The sequence below is a fragment of the Terasakiella pusilla DSM 6293 genome (assembly GCF_000688235.1).
Taxonomy (GTDB): Bacteria; Pseudomonadota; Alphaproteobacteria; order Rhodospirillales; family Terasakiellaceae; genus Terasakiella; species Terasakiella pusilla.
In genome coordinates, this window is record NZ_JHYO01000038.1 from 1 (window position 1) to 17,208 (window position 17,208).

A 17,208-nucleotide genomic window follows, 5' to 3' on the forward strand; every position below is an offset into this window, starting at 1 on the left:
ATCATACCGAACCTTCCCCAGTTCCTCCGCCACAACGTCCATTGAATATCCACGCCCATAGAATGCTTGTGATGCCCGTGAATTAGACCTGTCGGACCATCCGCCTAATAACATAGCGATTTCATGTCGGACATCTGCTTGACGTAAGGCATCACGGAAGTTATGGCGAAACGAATGGAAGCTGGTGCGATCACCATCGGCGTCAATGGATTTGAGGAACCGGGCAAACCATTTGGAGAACTGATCCGAACGGTAGCCCGTGGTTCCGGGTTTTATATCTGGGAACAACTTTCCCCGTGGTTTACGCTCAAACTGTTTCAGATACCGCATGAAGCCGAGTTCCAATAATTGCGGATGAACTGGCACTACACGTTCAGATGTTTTGGTCTTGAGGACTTTATCATCAATGCCACGATCCGTTTCACGGGTAATATTGAAGCACCAGACTTTATCTCGGACGATTATATCTTCGACATTCAACTGGCAAATTTCATTTAGCCGTAAACCATTGTAAAGCCCGATATGAGGGACCCAATATTCAGCACCGGATTTATCAACCAGCCCTGTGAATATCTTTTCCAATTGCCAATCTGAGAACGGTAATCGTTTATCCTGAGCATGAACGGGATCAGCCACTTTCAATCCGATTGCGGGATTATGATCCAATAATTCCTCTTCCACGGCCCAATTCAACATTGCCGACAGTTTGTTGACATATTTGTTGATCGTGAGCGGTGCCATCGCCTTCATATTCTTCGACCGAGCAATATCAGAAATTTCCACCAATGATTTCCGTGGAAACCGTTTCTTGGCATTCGCAGGTAGATACCGCACCACATCCATGAATTGACGACAATCTTCACGATCAATATCTGAAATCAATCTCTCTCGCCCAAATAGTTCCATCAACACGTTATATACGGATTGATACGTCATCACCGTCTTCTTTGAACGAGATCGTGCCGGATCGTCCATATAACGATGATAGAGGTCGTCTAAAGTGATTGATGGCTTCCGTGGTGCATGATGTTCCAGAACTTCCTCAACGACCGTTTTAATTAACGCTCTGAGACCGTCTGGGTCGGATGATGGTGGAGCTTTAAAACTGGATGGTCCTGTAACACTTTCCTGTAACAGTTTTGACCACTCAGATTGTCCGTTTAAGCGTCGCTGACGGGCATCGTCGAATAAAGCTTCAATCTTCACGCTGACGGTTTTATAGCGTTCTACAGCGGTTCTGTAGTCCTTGGTGCGTAAGGATTTGACCACTTCTTCCTTGTCGATGATATGACGAATATCTGTCGGCACCCATCGTCGGCATCGCCATACATCACCACGTTTTTCCAGACCGATAATCTTACCCATGGCGACCCTCAAATGGAGTTCGCCTGTAACAGTTTCCTGTAACAGTTTGTCGATTCTGGTCGGAAATCGTCGTCAAATAACGTCTGATTTGACCGTCGTAATCAACGTCACCAGTCGTCATAAATCGCAGTATTGTGCGTAAAAAACAAAACGGACATTCCACGTCACCGTCTGAATGTCCGTCTGTAATGGTGGAGCTAAGCGGGAGTGTGTATCCGTTGATTACAGCGGGTTTGACGATGATTGACGCAATCACACCACGGACGTTTCCAGCACCGTTCACACGCCAATTCTGACGATCTACAGACAAGATCATCATGGGTATAAAAATGAAAAGACCACACGACGTAACCGCCTGTGTGGTCTCTGTAATGGTGGAGCCTAGCGGGATCATTTCCGCAGTGGGCCGGATTTCTTTAACCCGGCCAAGCCCTATGTTTTCTCCCAGTTCTAATGCCCATCGACATATAGATCGAGAAGCGTGTTCTTATCATTTAGGTGCAAAGCTGATACGCCGTGGTCACCGAACGTTTCAACGATCTCTTCTGCGACGGATTTAAGATCAGCTTCTTCACCATCAAATGGAATGATAAAGATACGTCCCGTTAGATAATTGATACCATCTTCTTCTTCACGAATACGGTAATTCGTATGAATATCGAACTGGCGATAGGCTTTACGGATTTCATAACTGAGATGATTAAGCGTACGCTCGAGTGGGACATGCTTAATTGCGTGAGGTCCATACCGAGTATCTAACTTTTCTATTTTCATTAATTTCGCAGCATCTTCATCTGAGTATATGGCAATGCGACCAAGCTCAGGGTCACAGTCAAATCCATACGCGCAGATGTCATCAAGCGTAGGGGTGAATGCCCCTACATCTTCGGGGTCCATATCTGTAAAAAACTGATGCGCATAATTGGCGGCGAGATTGTGATTGAAGGGGTAATCTTGTCCCATGTCTTTATCCTTCTTGTTGAGGAGGTTTGTAACTGAGACAATGCTACGGCCGCGACCTATCAAAAGTCATAAAAAATCGACCAAGTAAAACTGTACTTCGCTGGTCTTCCCCGGGATTTAAACTGCTGCCTTGAGAGCGTTGTAATAGGTGCTTTTGCTGATATTGAGATGGCGACACGTATCCATCATTGTTGTGGCAGGGTCATCATGAGCGAGTTGGATTTGACGAGCCAGTGCGGTCGTGAGTTTCTTCGGGCGACCGAAGGTTTTGCCGTTTTCACGGGCGACAGCTTGCCCTGCCTTGGTGCGCTCAATCAGAAGATTTTTCTCGAACTCTGCTAACGCGCCCAACATCGAGAACAAAAGTTTGCCAGTTGCCGTGCTGGTGTCGATGTTATCCATGATGGATACAAGTTCGGCACCCTTGTCATTAATCATGTCGGATAATTCCAACAGATGACGTTGTGAACGAGCAAGGCGATCTAAACGCCAGACCACCAACTTATCACCGGGACGCAATTGGTTTAGAACAGTTTCCAACGCATCACGGTTACGTTTTGATCCAGATACTTTCTCGGCGTAGATGTCTCGGTCATCTACACCCCATTTGACCAATGCTTGGACTTGTAGTTCATAATCTTGATCAGATGTACTAACCCGTGAATAACCGAATGCTCTGGACATAACATACCCCACTTCCAAAAAACGCTTCCAAAAAGAAAAATCAGTGATGACTTTTCAGACATACTTTTTGCACATGGTACGGCCGATTTTCACTGGGGCCAAGCCGGGTTCCAATAACTGTTCATTTTTTGGAACGCCGATTTATGGGAACATACCCCCTTGTCCCCATAAAGCAGATCGTGTTGTTTTAAATGACACCATAAATCAGATTATGTCCTATAAAAGGACATCACGAATAGAAGCTCACGCAGATAGATGGGGGCATTGGTATTTGTCAGAACAAAACCGTTACGTTATTCCCTTACTATAGTATTTTCGTAACGCATTAGATAATTCAAATATATAGGCGTGATTTCCTGCCCAGTTATGCATTCAATTCCAGTGATAACTGACCCAAAGCTTCCATAATCCAGAAATCACTTCGATCTGATTGATACCTATGCCAAATCGCATCACAGATAGACACAAATGACGCAGCAGTGATTTTCACGGGTGATGTCACCACCTCTCGTTCTTGGTCATATCTAACCACCAATATCAGATCAACATCATCAATCGGAATTCCCGGGACTTCTGTTGTGATGACCAGATCGGAATATTCTTGGTGGAACTTTACTTGCGGAAACATTTTCATCTCATCTTTATTTGAAAGTCGTATTCAGGGATGATTTTTCTGAGATCACTGTGGCACCAATGACACGAAATAGCGACCACACGGACCTCACTTCAAGTCATTTCCCGCATAATTTCCCCCGGGAATTCCAAACTACATTTCAAATGAAGACATCTATATTTCAAAAAGGCATGCAAGCGTTTTTTTGAAGTGAAGATGTGGTTTTATTTCGCATCTAACTAATTGATTTTCAAGTATTAAACAAATTGGCACGGTGTGTTTTGTGCAGGTAACGTCATAGTCAGAAAACGCCCTCGATGGGAGGGTGATGTTATGGAGATTATTGAACTATGTCTACACAGCGCAATTCCAAACGCACTAAACAATATCACCCTTCACACAAAATGTTCGAATTTGATGAAGGCTGCCACTTCATTGCGGAAAGCGCAGTTGAAGAAGCTTTAGACGACTTTTGTGTGAAACCGTTTTATCTCAATGGCAACATCATCATGCTGGCTCCATTGGATGCTGTGCGTATGAACTTGCAACCACACCTCACACTTAATCATAAAAATCACATTCGCGGAGACTTTGATCCTGACCTTTACGCTTCTTGTATTGAAGTAAAGCAAATCTTGAAAAATACAAAGCCAGCAGATGTTGCACGGTTATTACGCTCAAAATTGCGCTTCCAGAAAGACAAGTGCAAAGTGACATCGCGCTATAACCCTGAATACACGCCCCGTGGAAAACGTCACTACGGAGCAAATTATGCAGGACACCTTTATATCTCAATGAACAAAGAAGCAGAATTATCGGATCGCATTGAAGTGCTGAACGTCTTGAAAGCCGACATTGAAGCAGGGAACCTTGTTGCCGAGTTTCAAAATATCAATTCTCAACGCTACACGTTCAAAGTTCGTTGATTTATCCACACCAATTTCACAGCCAGATAAATACCCAATGGAAAGCCTCGTTCAGAAGTAGCTATCTGAATTCATACGGTTTGTTTCTCCTCACCGTGGGGCTTTCCTTTTCTTTCGAGGAGATCATATTGAGGAGAAAAATAATGAAAAACAATCCTCCCATTGATGCTCAAACAGGAGCGTTTCAATACGACTATTCCAATATCATGATTAAACTGGTTGATGCACTGGCCGGGGCTGGAAAGACATACAATGCGTGTAGATGGGCAGTGGAACAGGCTCTCGCTGGTCAGAAGGTGATGATTGTCCAGCCTTCAATCAAATTGTTGCAACAGACAGAAGCCGATTTGAAACCCATGATCAAATCTACTGGACAACATGTTCCGTTACGCCGTTTTGATACGGATGCACTTGATGGTCAATCCGTCACGAAATCGGTCATGGCATTCTTGAAAGACTATCCCCAAGGACGATCTGTCATTGCAATGATGACCCATCAAGCCTTTGACCTTCTACCGTACTTTCATCGGGCGCAAGATTGGGTTGTCATTTATGACGAATTGCCCGTTGTTGATATGGACCTGACCATGCGTGTTCCTCGCTCTCATAATATGTTTATGGGATATGTTCAGCCTGTGGATCAAAGTGACGATTATTGTAAACTTATCGCGCGTGAAAACAATGGACTGCGGAAATTCACTCGTGGTGATGACGATGTGTACCAGCCATTGCAAAGCTTTGCCCACAAGATGTTGGATGAGCATTGGAACGTGTACGCGATAAAATCCAATTACCACGATGTCGTTATCGGCAATGATCTCGAAAAGAAAACAAAGCTGAGTTTGTTTGCCCTTCTCAAACCGACCAAGTTCAAGGATTTCCGTGAAACTGTCATCATGGGTGCATGCGCGATGGAAAGCGTTATGTACAGACTATGGTCTTCTTGGGGTGTTCGGTTTGAAGAGCATTCTGAAATCATGGCAGGGCTTCAATATCATCAGCATAACAATGGAAATCGCTTGAATGTCCATTATTTCAGTGATGAAGCTTGGTCGAAGAACCTGCGGGATAAGACAATGGAAGATAGCGACACCACCGTTATGGATGGGATGCTTTCTGAATTGATGGTGCGCCTGAAAGATGAAGAATTTCTGTGGGTGGCGAACAACGATGTTGAAGATAATGTCTTTGCCGATGGCGAAGGGGCGACCCGACTATCCAACATCTCCCACGGGTTGAACTCTTATCAGCATATTGACCATGTTGCCTTTTTATCGGCGTTAAATCGAACACCCGCACATTTCAAGTTTCTGCAAGCTCAAGGGATCAATGCGGGGGAACTTCGTGATGCACTGGTTCATCAAACAACATATCAATCGGTCATGCGTTGTTCGTTGCGCAATCCCAATGCGAACCAGCCTGTGAATGTCTATGTGACAGATATGATGACGGCTGAATGGTTGGCGAACATCTTCCCCGGTAGCTCCGTTCGCTGCTTTGCCCCAGAAGGTTTCACCTTTCCTGAACAAAAACAGCGTGGCCGCCCCGCCCAACATGAAAGTGCTGCCGAACGCCAAAAGGCATATCGCCAACGCCTTAAAGCAGAACAAACCGCATTGAAGAACGTGAATGCACAACTGACGGTGCTGGCGGACCTTTATGATACAGAGGGTGAAATTTTTGACGTTTCTGCGGTAGATGGCTTGATCCATCAGCTTTATGAGGCATGGCAGGTAACTTACGCCAAGAAGAAGGATAACCATCTGGTGTCATCAGCCGTGTTTAATCCTGCCCTGTCTGAAAAGACAGATCGCGGGTTAAAAAACGTTGAAAACACATGGGGTATCTGGCTGGATAATGACGATCCAGACGGTGTGGCGTGGCAAGACTTCAAGAAGGTGTTTGCGCACTTGAAAATGGTCGGTTGTAATTCCCACTCTGGTCATGGTCGCTATCGAGTGTTCTTACCAACAACCACAGTTATGACTGCCGAAGTCCATCAAATCGTCGTTGACCATATTTTCCAGACATTGACCGATCATGGTTATGAGCATCACGGATTTGACCTTTCCAAACGCCATGCGGCATCACTTTTCTACCTCCCGTGTCAGGCAAAAGACGGTGATAGTTTCTTTGATGTTTGTGAGGGGGGCTTATTAGACCCGATTGAGGTTCTGAACGTGGTTGAGCTTCCTGATACGCCCACACTGAAACCATCAATCGGGAAATCTGTATCTAATCAATCGATCCAAACTTCCATTGACTATTATCGTGCTGTTAGTGCAGGAACCGGACATCGTAACAAGGCGTTTTTTGACCTTGGATATATTCTTTTGAAAAAGGGTTGCACCCTGTCAACCATTGAAGAGGCGTTGGAAATGGCTGACTATGATGACAGTCGTCGTGCGAAGGGGCAGATCGCCAGCGTCATGAAAAGTCTCGAAAGTGGTCGTTATGGTGAGGTTCGAGGGTAATCGAGTTATTTCTGCAAGTGGGCTTCATAGTCCATAGCCGCAGCCAGCACCCTGATAATTCGGATTGTATCCCCTGTGGTTCGATAAAGGATTAAATGCTTTTCATGGATCAGTTTTCTTAATCCTTTTCGCACTTCATCACACGGGACACCCATATCGGGGTTATTTGCCAGAAGATGGAAAACCTTATCGAGAGCGTCAAGATAAACGTCAGCTTGGTACTCACCCCAACTATCGCAGGAATATTACCAAATGCCGATTAAATCGCGTTGGGCTTTTTGTTGTAGATGGATGTGCGCCATATCAGGTTTTGGAGTTATATTCCTGCTTGGCTTGCGCCTTGATCGCATTCATATCCAGTGGACCCGCATCACCGCTTTGTTCACCTTCCAAGGCAGCGACGCGCAAAGCTTGGAGTTTCAATTCCCGGTATTCATCTTCGGAAATCACGACAGCAACAGGTTTGCCATTTCGTGTGACACTGACAGGTTCTTTTTGAGACTTCAAAAGAACATCGCCAAAGTGGGTCTTTGCTTCTGTTGAACTGATGGACTGCATGGTGCATGAACCTTATTTTGATTAGGTTGATTATTTTAATCAATTTAATCATTTCGAACAAGGTTTGTTGTTTTCATAGTCTGCGTGTCATTTAAAACCACACGATTTGGTTTGCATAAATAGGTGTATCAATGAGGAGATACACGCATGCGATTAAAAGATTTTTCAACGACACCCTATCCAAACCACACCAAATCAATCGAAATAGAACCAGCCACGGGCATGAAGGTTTTTACCCTCTTTTTGCGCGTCTGTGGAACGATTCAACTCCCCTACAAGCCAACTCCGGCTTGGCTTTACTTGATGGATCGCCCCATTAATGAATATGGGTCTGATATTTCAATCGAACCGCTGGGTGCAACTGAATATCTGGTGACGGTAGATTGTTATGGGATTTATCCGATTATTATTAGCGGCGACGAAAATTTCCAAAACGCCCTTGAAACAGCGCAAACATCCAGACCCGTGCTATGGACAGATCGGGGGCGGCATGATTTTGATGAGCTTGATATATATGTTGGGTCTGCCCAGCTTACGGATTTTGATGCAAAGCGTTCCATGACTTTAGTCCGCACCGCCGAGTTTTTCGAAAATGAGGAGGTGATGGCATGAGACTTTATGAATTTTGCCCTGAGAAAGCATCCACGTTCATCTACAATATTGAGTTTCTGGAAGTCCCGGTGAATTTATCGGATACGGGTGAAGAAGAGTGGCCCGTGGCGCAAATTAACGGTTCCCAATGTGTGACCATCAGCAAGAAAATTGATCACAAGCGTCCTCACGGGTTTACCGTGCGCGTCTGCTCATTCGGAAATGATCTTTCTGAAATCCAGTCACATATCCGATCATCTGAAGTTCGTTGGGCAGGACAATGTTTTGATGGACAAAGCTGCTTTCCGACGCTCGTAAGCGATGTCATGGAAGTCAAACGTATGGACCCGCATGCTACCGAGGTTGTTTATCACGATCTGCGCAGGATGATGGAAGAGATTCTTGAGCGGATGTAGACGGAGGTTAAGAGAAAATGACCGATCTTGAAGTCCAAAATCTTTTTAATCCTGCTCATGGAAGGGATTTGAATTTTTCTCCTTCTTTGCCAGATGTTATGGAAGCCACCAACCAATATAAAAAACGACATAATATCCTAAACGGTTTTGAAGACAGAACCCGTGTAGAGTTGCTGCTTATAGATTGCCAGCAAGATTTCTGTTTTCCTGTTTCGCCCGGTCAAAGTGAAGGTCAGGGCGTTGATGTCAGTATTCGTATTGCTGAGTTCATATACAGAAATTTGCCATACATTTCATGTATCACGACAATGATGCGTATTCATTGGCCGTATCAAATATTTTCACCAATCTGGTGGATTGACGAAAGCGGCAAAAATCTTGAACCCGCAACGGTTATATCCAGTGAAGACATACGTTCAGGTAAATTCCAGCCATCGCCCGAAGTGTCTCAATTTACAGGAACAAATTACACTTGGGCACTTAAACAATCTGAATTCTATGTCAAAGCAATTGAAGGCATGGGACATCAACTTCGCATACACCCCTTCCATTGTTTGGTGGGAAGTCGCGGCTCGAATATGACTGGCATTGTTCAAGAAGCTTGTTGGTTTCATTCAATAGCCCGAGGTGTTCAGCCCAATTTCCAAATCTATGATACCAATCCGTGGACAGAGTGTCGTTCTGTGTTCGGTGCGGATTACTTATTGCGTTGGGATGGAAAGGGAGCACTTGACCAAAAGAATACAGCACTCGCTCACAGATTATTGAATAATGATCTTCTTTTTATCGCTGGATATTCAGGTTATCACTCAATCACATCAACTCTTGATGATCTGTTGCACGGGATATCGCTCAGCGACCCGGAACTGACAAGAAAAGTCCATATTTTGACTGATTGTGTAGTTCCAGATTTTGCAGCAGAATGTGGTTTCTGTTTTTCACCGTATGAAAAGGCTGGTATGAACCTTGTGTGTTCAGGGTATTCCCTGCATGAATACATGAAGTTACCCTGAAATATGAATTTAATCATAAAACAACGCATTTTGTTCTGGTTCATTTCATTGACAACAGAAGTCTTTAGGGACTAATTTGCGAACTGGAGAAGTTGTCCAGTTTGGAGATTTAGTAATAGTGTCTATCGACGATCTAAGTTCGGTTCAGTTTTCAGGTCATGAAACCTTTCCGTTGCGACACGGTTGGCTAACCAAAGCCACGGCTGAAATTCACAAAAACAGCACCGATAATCGAGGTATTTTTTCTGATGCTGACGCTATTGTTAGATTTGGTGTTGGTAAAAATATGGTGAATTCAATTCGCCATTGGGCTACTGCAACACAAATCATTGAGAACCAAAACAACACATGGAAGGTCACTGAATTAGGTGATTTTTTATTTGGTGAACGTGGCGTTGATGTTTACGCGGAAACGCACTCCACATTGTGGCTGCTACATTGGAAACTTTGCTCCACTCCAAACAAAAGCACCACTTGGTATTGGGTCTTTAATCAGCTTTTGGAAGATAAGTTTGAAAAGCATGATTTAATGTCATCTTTGATGACATTTTGTGCAGATAAAAATATCTCCCGAACATCAGATAAAACAATCGAAAATGATGTTACTTGTTTCATCGGCTGCTATGCGAAAAAACGCGGTAAAGCGGCAGGAGATGATCTTGAATCAGCACTCGGCGATCTAAACATTATTCAACCTATCAAGAATGGATCACGTTACGTCCTTCAAAAAGGGGACAAACCAACGCTTCATTCCGCCATTTTTAATTTTTGCTTATACGAATACATCAAGTCGTCAGGCTCATCGAACACGATTTCTGTCGATAAGATTGTTTATGGCGAAGGTTCTCCCGGGCGCGTTTTCAAGCTTGATGAACAATCTGCCGTAAGTCGCTTGGTTGATATTGCTGAGACTTCAAATGGAGTTTTTGAATGGTCTGAAACCGCCGGGTTGCGACAAGTCGCTTTGGTGAATGAACCTTCATCGTCAATCGAGTTATTACGCCCTGCATTCGAGATTTAAAATGCCAAAAGATAAATTAAACCATAGTGTTAAAGTCGTTTCCCGTTTTCAGAGGTCCATCCGTGTAGACACGGACATGTATGATGCCGAAGCTTTGGAAGGATACGTATGTCCACCTTCTGCTTCCAACGCTTTAATATCAATTTCTAAACAAGTCGCTTCTGGCCCACAGAGAGCATTTACACTGACAGGTCCATTTGGCGGCGGTAAATCAAGTTTAGCTGTGGTATTAGGAAGCTTGTTAGGTCAGAAACAAGATAACCATAACAAAGCCCGTTCTGTCTTAGGCGATAAGACAGCAAATGTTATCTTGAACAACTTATCCCGGGATGAAAATGGTTGGATTGCTCTTCCAATAATTGGTTCTCAACAAACACCCGACGACGCAATCGTAGATGCTCTGATTAAATCCGATCTTGTTACAGAAAAAGACCGTGAGAAAGGTGCAATTGCATTATTAGAAGAGGTTGCCAACAAGGTTTCGGATCAAAGCGGTATCATTTTGCTTATTGATGAAATGGGCAAATTCCTTGAATATGCAGCAACGAATTCTGGAGACCTTTTCTTCTTTCAAGAACTCGCAGAACGTTCTGCCCGTCATCAGAAAAAAATTGTTACTGTTGGCTTCCTGCACCAATCATTTGACCAATATGCCCATAAACTAAGCCAAACAGCACGAGATGAGTGGGCAAAAATCCAAGGTCGTTTTATAGATATACCGTTCATCCAAACCCATGATGAAACTGTCGATCTCATTAGTCGCGCAATTGAAGCAAATGAAACTCCAGCGAAATTCCAAGATGTCACTGATGATGTTGCCAACGAAATCATTAAACGCCGCCCGGGGACAACTGCGGATTTATCTAATCGACTACATGGGGCATGGCCGCTTCACCCTGTTGTTACAGCTTTGCTTGGTCCAATTTCTCGAAGACGTTTTGGTCAGAACCAACGCAGCACATTCGGTTTTTTGACTTCGGGTGAACCGGGGGCATTTCAAGAGTTTCTCAATAAATTCAGCATTGAAGATAATCAATCGTTCTCCCCATCAAGGCTTTGGGATTACCTTCAACTGAACCTTGAACCACTGATTATCTCCTCTCCTGATGGACACAGATGGGCGACGGCGAGTGATGCGATTTCACGGGTGAATAGTTTAGGTAGCGATCTGCACATTTCATTGGCGAAATCAATTGGATTGATCGAAGTATTCCGTGGACAAACGGGACTTGTTGCATCACATGAAATTTTGTCTGCCTGTCACCCAAATTTTACAAAAAATGAAGTTGAGGAAGCCCTCGAAGACCTTCAAAAGTGGTCGGCTGCGGTCTACCGGAAACATATTGGGGCATTCGCACTATTCGAAGGTAGTGACTTTGACATTGAAGCTGCAATTGAAGAAGAAATTCGTAGCGGGTTGGCAATTGAATTTAAAAAGCTTGAAAGCCAAGCCAACCTTCGCCCTGCCGTAGCAAAGAAACACTATATCAACACGGGGGCATTAAGATGGTTCCAAGTTGAGCTTTGTGAATTTTACGAATTGAAAAAGCGCGTTTCTGACTTCACGCCCTCGGCTGGAGAAATGGGCCTCTTCTTGCTTGCACTAACAACCGAAGATGTGGAGCAAGACAAAGTTATTTCTGAAATAACCAAATTGACCAAATCAAAAGCAAACTCTTCCATTTCGATTGCTGCCCTCCCCAATGCGGATCAAATCCGTGCGCTCTCCAAAGAAAAAAGCGCGTTGGAAAGTATTCTTGAAAACCATCCTGCATTACATGGGGACAGCATTGCACGAAAAGAGGTGGATACACGCATCAGCCAAACAGGACAGGCTCTTGCCGAAGCCCTCAATAGCTCAATTTTACATGCGGACTGGTATTGGCAAGGAAAATCTCAAGGCATAAAACGGTTGGACACACTGAGCCAATTTGCCTCTGAAATTGCCGAGCATTATTATAACCAGACTCCTATTATCAGCAGTGAATTGTTGAACCGGGGCAAACCATCGTCAAGTGCGGCATCTGCGCGTCGTTCATTGATGGAAAAAATGCTGGAAAACGAGCAAAAGGAAAACCTTGGATATGAGGGTTTTCCTGCTGATGCAGGTCTGTATTATACTGTTTTAAAAGCCACCGGCTTACATTCTCAAGATTTAGACGGGAATTGGGAATTTTCAGAAAAGCGTTGTTCGGACAAGAACCTCCAAAAGTTATTTAAAATGACAGATAAGCTTTTGGATGACGGGCAACTGACAGATTTGACGGAAGTTTATGACACATGGACCCTGCCACCATTTGGTTTGGCAAACGGCGTTTTACCCGTGTTGGCACTGACCTACATGCTGTCGCGCCGCTCTGAATTAGCGATTCATTTACACGGAAAATTCAGGCCGCGTTGGGAACCAATCATTGTCCATGACATGTTAGCGGACCCCAAACTCTTGTCTGTGCGCAAAACCAAACTGAGTGGCTTTCGTGAAAAGGTTCTGATCAACCTTCATGAAACGATGGAACGATTGAGTAACAAGAAACTTAAGCGTGAAGCTTTTGATGTAGCAAAAGCAATGGTGTCATTCTTTATGCGTTTACCTGAATGGGTACATGCAACCAATGAACTGTCCCAAGATGCGAAGATGGTCCGTTCAATCCTCAAACTGGCATCAGACCCCAACAAACTATTGTTTGAAGACTTGGCATCTGCTTTTGAAGATGTAGAAGCGGAAAGTGAAGATATGGGCGCACAAATGATTGCCCAAAAGGTCGGTGATGCGCTATCTGAAATGTCACAAGCCTATCCCACGATGGTTCAGGGGCTTAAGCAACACTTGTTGATTGAGGTCGGTGCCGAAGGGGATGGTTTAACTAATCTTGCTGACCTTCAAAGCCGAGCAAAAGCGGTCGAGCACGAAACAGGCGACCTTCGCTTGAAAAGCTTTGCGTCTCGTCTTTCTCATTTCTCGGGTGACAACAATCAGGTTGAAAGTATAGCTGGACTGGTTGGTGAAGCGATCCCCAAGAAATGGCGTGATGGCGACTTGAAAAAAGCCAAAATGGAACTGACTGCTATTGCAACCCAGTTCCGTCGTGAAGAAGCTTTGGCGCATGTTAAAACAGACATGTCAGAAGGTCATCAGGCGATTGCTGTTGTCGTTGGAACGGGTAAAGAAGCAGAAACCCACATGGAGTCAGCTAACCTCACCAAGCAGCAAGCAAAAGACGTTCAAATGTATGCTGAACAGTTGAATGATTTGCTCAGCAAACTATCTGATGACAGAACCATTCAGATCGCAACACTGGCCGAGGCTGGATTAAAGATTATTTCGAGTAGATAAATTATGTCAGAAAAAAAAGAAGTGCATGTTTTAGGTTTATCTGGTGGTCGTGATTCTGCGGCTCTCGCCATCTACATGCGCGATAATTACCCTGACATCCAGCTACAATATTTCTTCACTGACACGGGTAGTGAATTGCCCGAGGTTCATACCTATCTTCACAAACTGAGTGGCTATTTGGGGCAAGAGGTCAAGCAACTAAACCCTGATCATGACTTTGATCATTGGTTACGCCGCTACAACCATTTCTTGCCTTCGGCGCAGACCCGGTGGTGTACGCGCCAACTCAAACTCAAGCCGTTTGAAGAATGGGTTAGGAGTGAATATCTCGAAAAAGGCTACACGGTATATTCCTATGTCGCCATTCGCGGCGATGAGGATTATCGGGAAGGATACGCAGCCACTGACCCCAACCTGAAAGTAGTCCTGCCATTTCGTGATGACGATATTGATAAGGCCGGAGTTATTGATATTCTCGATTCATCTGGTGTGGGTCTGCCCGATTACTATCGTTGGCGTTCACGCAGTGGCTGTACTTTCTGTTTCTTCCAGCAGAAGATTGAATGGGTGCGCTTAATGCGTGAACACCCAGAAGCTTTTGAACACGCAAAAAGCCTTGAAAAGAATGCTGCTGATCACGGGTGCCCATTTACTTGGACGCAAGGTGAACCCCTGACGGACCTTGAAAAACCTGAACGTATCCAAGCTATTGAAGATGATTTTGCCAAACGTGTTGAACGCGAAAAGAAATTGCGCGAACGCTACCCCAACCCCCTCCTTGAAGATTTGGACCCAGAGTTAGAAATTGACGAACTCTACGGTGTCGATGAAGGGGCTGGAGCATGTATCGTCTGTCATAAATGATTAGGTTTCGTCAACTTTTAGCCATTCAGACAAATATTCCCAAGATAGTTCTGCGATATTCTCCGATCTGGTTTGTACTTCGGAGATAGACCAACTTGCATCATAGTTTGCCAAAGCAGTCGTCATTGGTAAAAATTTCGAGCTACTCAATATATCTTGTTTCTTTCTGCTAAAGTTGATCCCCTTTAATTCAGCATCCTTAATAGCACTTTCAAAGTCATCATCTGTCTTTGAAGCAAAAATCTTGAAAATTAAATTTTTCTTTTCCCACGAAAAATCAGATGCAATGTTATTTTCCCCACTTGGGAGCAGAGTCAAATTTCCCAATGTGTGTATTGTCTCTGGTTCTTCAAATAGATCGTCAGACCAAGTATCTGCTTTTGACTGAGGTGCTATATGTTCTACAGTTGCTAAATCAGAAGATTTCCAATCCTTAATGTTTAAGAAATCCCTGTTTCCTGCCCGACCACGTTTTAATTCTAACTTACCATTTTCTTTTGGGTCACTTAAATTTGAGGCAAGTACGAGTAGGAAACGAGTTAATGGCTTGGAGAACTGATATACTGGCTGCGTAGCAATTACATGCTTCCATTGCTCAAGGTTAGAAATTCCTTCTTTTTGAAGAAAATGATTTAGCGCACGTTTCAAACCTTTTAGTGTTACAGCTGTATATCCAACAGCACCTTTTTGTCGGGCAAATGGCTGAATCGATAGATCGTTAAGCCCTTTCTCCATAAGTTCACGATACTTACCATCAATAGAGCGAGTTCCTCGTTCTTTTGCTCTCCAAATAACTGAGAATGCTGTTACGGCTTTAATCGCATCCAAGAAATCTTGAAGAGCCTCTTGTTTCAACTCATCGTCTTTCGCATTCAATAACTTGGATAGAAAACAAACCAATGGTGCAGTAACTATTGAATGCTTCATCTGTTTCAGGAAATCCAAACATACGAGAGCAGGTTGATCTTCAATATCAGAAAACCCCGGAATACTTGGAGGCGTTTGATTCCCTTCCGGCCAACAACTTTCTAAGAAAACAGATACATGCGACATATTTTTGATGTAATCACGACCTTTGTTTATATCTTCGCTTATTGGTGTGAAAGACCGACGTAGATATACTCGTTGATCAGTCATTTTCTTGCCTATTTTCTCACCATCTTCTGCTAATGCAAAAGGGATAAGTAAATTGGTCGTCGCATCTTGCCTTTTATCTGCTTTTGTAAAGTTTGATAAATAGCTATCAATATTTTGGACATATTCGTGGCTCGGAGAAGTCTCATAGTCGGCTTCACCTTCAAGCAAAACAATTTGAGGCTTAAAGGTTTCAAATGCACTAAGAGGCTCACCTGTAGTATTTAACGCCTCAAACATATCAAAAGCATAATCTTCTTTTGTCGTTGTAACTGTAGTAATAGCGACATTTCTATTTAAATACTTGGCGAACAGAAGAATTCTAACCGTCTCAATATAAGCATTAAAAATCTTATCCTTTTGGTCGGCCCCTTCACTGATATATTTTTTCACGTCTTCTGGAGTTTCATGACCGAGGACATTTTCTGAAAGAGTTTTGTTATCCAAGACTTCCATGATTTCAGGAAAGTCCGAATCTTCACCATTATAGATTTTCTTAATTTGGCGGATCATGGTTTTGCGATTATCAATAATCACATTGTACTTGCTATCGTTCACGCCATTTTTATCTTTTGGCAAAAATTTGAAAGCCTTTGTCTCATCTGCAATAATATGTGAAATATACTCGAACAAGTATCTTCCTATCGGCGAATTATAACCAGCTTCCCCTTTTCGTGTTGACCATTTATCTTCAATTGATCTGATAACCTTTGGGTAGTGCCTAAACAGAGCGTCTCCCTTTTTCTGATTTTCATAAATTGTATCTTCAATTTCCCCAAGGGTTTCGCTGCATTGGTCATAAATCCATTGGAAATGCTCTTCTTCTTTATTTTCAAATTTTCCAATACGTTTACGCAATTCATCATGGAGAATTGTGTTCAATAAGATAACTGATGTTAATCTCTGTTGACCATCAATCACAGTCATAACTTTGCTTGGAACTTGTTGGCGAAAAATCGGACGAATTGAGGTGTATTGATTATCGTGGATACAAATAATTGTACCGATAAAAGTCAAAGCTTCTTCATGTGAAATTATTTTATTTAACCCATGAACAACATCATTGACCAATCGCTCAACTTTTTCATCATCCCAAGAATAAGGGCGTTGATACACAGGAATATAAAAGCAACACCCCGGTTCACGTAAAAAAGATAAAACAGAAAGTGATTCGGGTTGGAATACAGAGCTAATGTCTAAGTTACTCATTATATGCCTCTTCAAAGAGAATTTAATACAGACCAAAATCAGG

At 43.4% G+C, this 17,208-nt stretch carries 14 protein-coding genes and 1 pseudogene; 8 read left to right on the forward strand and 7 right to left on the reverse strand.

The genetic code is table 11. The annotated features are described in order from the left end of the window. From Q397_RS24475 to Q397_RS0118220, 4 genes are all read right to left on the reverse strand, one after another. The coding region (locus Q397_RS24475; protein WP_156950780.1) for a site-specific integrase at positions 1-1,365 on the reverse strand (1,365 nt) is incomplete at its 3' end. Between the two features lie 450 nt (positions 1,366-1,815). Next, a complete protein-coding gene (locus tag Q397_RS0118210; protein WP_028880632.1) occupies positions 1,816-2,328 on the reverse strand; it encodes a hypothetical protein in 513 nt (170 codons plus the stop codon). Between the two features lie 117 nt (positions 2,329-2,445). Next, positions 2,446-3,012, reverse strand: a complete 567-nt coding sequence (locus Q397_RS0118215) for a recombinase family protein (protein WP_028880633.1) — start codon at positions 3,010-3,012, stop codon at positions 2,446-2,448. A 364-nt stretch (positions 3,013-3,376) separates the two neighbouring features. Beyond that, a complete protein-coding gene (locus Q397_RS0118220; protein ID WP_156950781.1) occupies positions 3,377-3,640 on the reverse strand; it encodes a hypothetical protein in 264 nt (87 codons plus the stop codon). 335 nt (positions 3,641-3,975) lie between these two features. On the opposite strand from Q397_RS0118220, the gene Q397_RS0118225 reads away from it, so the two are divergent. Both Q397_RS0118225 and Q397_RS0118230 read left to right on the forward strand, forming a co-directional pair. Then, positions 3,976-4,551: a hypothetical protein gene (locus tag Q397_RS0118225; RefSeq protein ID WP_028880635.1), complete on the forward strand. Its 576-nt coding sequence runs from the start codon at positions 3,976-3,978 to the stop codon at positions 4,549-4,551. A gap of 143 nt (positions 4,552-4,694) precedes the next feature. Further along, a complete protein-coding gene (locus Q397_RS0118230) occupies positions 4,695-7,025 on the forward strand; it encodes a DEAD/DEAH box helicase family protein (RefSeq protein WP_028880636.1) in 2,331 nt (776 codons plus the stop codon). A gap of 5 nt (positions 7,026-7,030) precedes the next feature. On the opposite strand, the pseudogene Q397_RS25600 reads toward Q397_RS0118230, so the two are convergent. After that, positions 7,031-7,258, reverse strand: a pseudogene (locus Q397_RS25600) (type II toxin-antitoxin system RelE/ParE family toxin); the annotation flags it as partial. A gap of 70 nt (positions 7,259-7,328) precedes the next feature. After that, the gene (locus Q397_RS0118240) at positions 7,329-7,583 is read right to left on the reverse strand and encodes a type II toxin-antitoxin system Phd/YefM family antitoxin (protein ID WP_028880637.1); all 255 of its coding nucleotides are present in this window, start codon (positions 7,581-7,583) and stop codon (positions 7,329-7,331) included. A 147-nt stretch (positions 7,584-7,730) separates the two neighbouring features. On the opposite strand from Q397_RS0118240, the gene Q397_RS0118245 reads away from it, so the two are divergent. The 6 genes from Q397_RS0118245 (at position 7,731) to Q397_RS0118270 (ending at position 14,822) form a co-directional block, all read left to right on the forward strand. Beyond that, on the forward strand, positions 7,731-8,195 hold the full coding sequence (locus Q397_RS0118245) for a hypothetical protein (protein ID WP_028880638.1): 465 nt from the start codon (positions 7,731-7,733) through the stop codon (positions 8,193-8,195). Then, on the forward strand, positions 8,192-8,590 hold the full coding sequence (locus tag Q397_RS0118250) for a hypothetical protein (RefSeq protein ID WP_028880639.1): 399 nt from the start codon (positions 8,192-8,194) through the stop codon (positions 8,588-8,590). Before Q397_RS0118245 ends, Q397_RS0118250 begins: the two co-directional genes overlap by 4 nt. Before the next feature lie 17 nt (positions 8,591-8,607). Next, complete coding sequence (locus Q397_RS23300) at positions 8,608-9,603, forward strand: hypothetical protein (RefSeq protein ID WP_051610307.1); 996 nt, start codon at positions 8,608-8,610, stop codon at positions 9,601-9,603. 118 nt (positions 9,604-9,721) lie between these two features. Then, complete coding sequence (locus tag Q397_RS0118260) at positions 9,722-10,624, forward strand: DUF4007 family protein (protein ID WP_051610309.1); 903 nt, start codon at positions 9,722-9,724, stop codon at positions 10,622-10,624. A 1-nt stretch (position 10,625) separates the two neighbouring features. After that, on the forward strand, positions 10,626-13,958 hold the full coding sequence (locus Q397_RS0118265; protein WP_205618864.1) for a hypothetical protein: 3,333 nt from the start codon (positions 10,626-10,628) through the stop codon (positions 13,956-13,958). A 3-nt stretch (positions 13,959-13,961) separates the two neighbouring features. Next, positions 13,962-14,822: a phosphoadenosine phosphosulfate reductase domain-containing protein gene (locus tag Q397_RS0118270; protein WP_028880642.1), complete on the forward strand. Its 861-nt coding sequence runs from the start codon at positions 13,962-13,964 to the stop codon at positions 14,820-14,822. Here Q397_RS0118270 and Q397_RS0118275 read toward each other — a convergent pair whose 3' ends face one another. After that, positions 14,823-17,165, reverse strand: coding sequence for a DUF262 domain-containing protein (locus Q397_RS0118275; protein ID WP_051610310.1), 2,343 nt, complete (start codon positions 17,163-17,165; stop codon positions 14,823-14,825). Positions 17,166-17,208 lie beyond the last annotated feature (43 nt).

Bases quoted from the DNA above. Each gene is read 5' to 3' on its own strand.
- Q397_RS0118225 (WP_028880635.1), top strand. From the start codon at position 3,976: ATGTCTACACAGCGCAATTCCAAACGCACTAAACAATATCACCCTTCA.
- Q397_RS0118210 (WP_028880632.1), bottom strand. From the start codon at position 2,328: ATGGGACAAGATTACCCCTTCAATCACAATCTCGCCGCCAATTATGCG.
- Q397_RS0118220 (WP_156950781.1), bottom strand. From the start codon at position 3,640: ATGTTTCCGCAAGTAAAGTTCCACCAAGAATATTCCGATCTGGTCATC.
- Q397_RS0118270 (WP_028880642.1), top strand. From the start codon at position 13,962: ATGTCAGAAAAAAAAGAAGTGCATGTTTTAGGTTTATCTGGTGGTCGT.
- Q397_RS0118275 (WP_051610310.1), bottom strand. From the start codon at position 17,165: ATGAGTAACTTAGACATTAGCTCTGTATTCCAACCCGAATCACTTTCT.
- Q397_RS0118215 (WP_028880633.1), bottom strand. From the start codon at position 3,012: ATGTCCAGAGCATTCGGTTATTCACGGGTTAGTACATCTGATCAAGAT.
- Q397_RS0118245 (WP_028880638.1), top strand. From the start codon at position 7,731: ATGCGATTAAAAGATTTTTCAACGACACCCTATCCAAACCACACCAAA.
- Q397_RS0118250 (WP_028880639.1), top strand. From the start codon at position 8,192: ATGAGACTTTATGAATTTTGCCCTGAGAAAGCATCCACGTTCATCTAC.
- Q397_RS0118230 (WP_028880636.1), top strand. From the start codon at position 4,695: ATGAAAAACAATCCTCCCATTGATGCTCAAACAGGAGCGTTTCAATAC.
- Q397_RS0118240 (WP_028880637.1), bottom strand. From the start codon at position 7,583: ATGCAGTCCATCAGTTCAACAGAAGCAAAGACCCACTTTGGCGATGTT.
- Q397_RS23300 (WP_051610307.1), top strand. From the start codon at position 8,608: ATGACCGATCTTGAAGTCCAAAATCTTTTTAATCCTGCTCATGGAAGG.
- Q397_RS0118265 (WP_205618864.1), top strand. From the start codon at position 10,626: ATGCCAAAAGATAAATTAAACCATAGTGTTAAAGTCGTTTCCCGTTTT.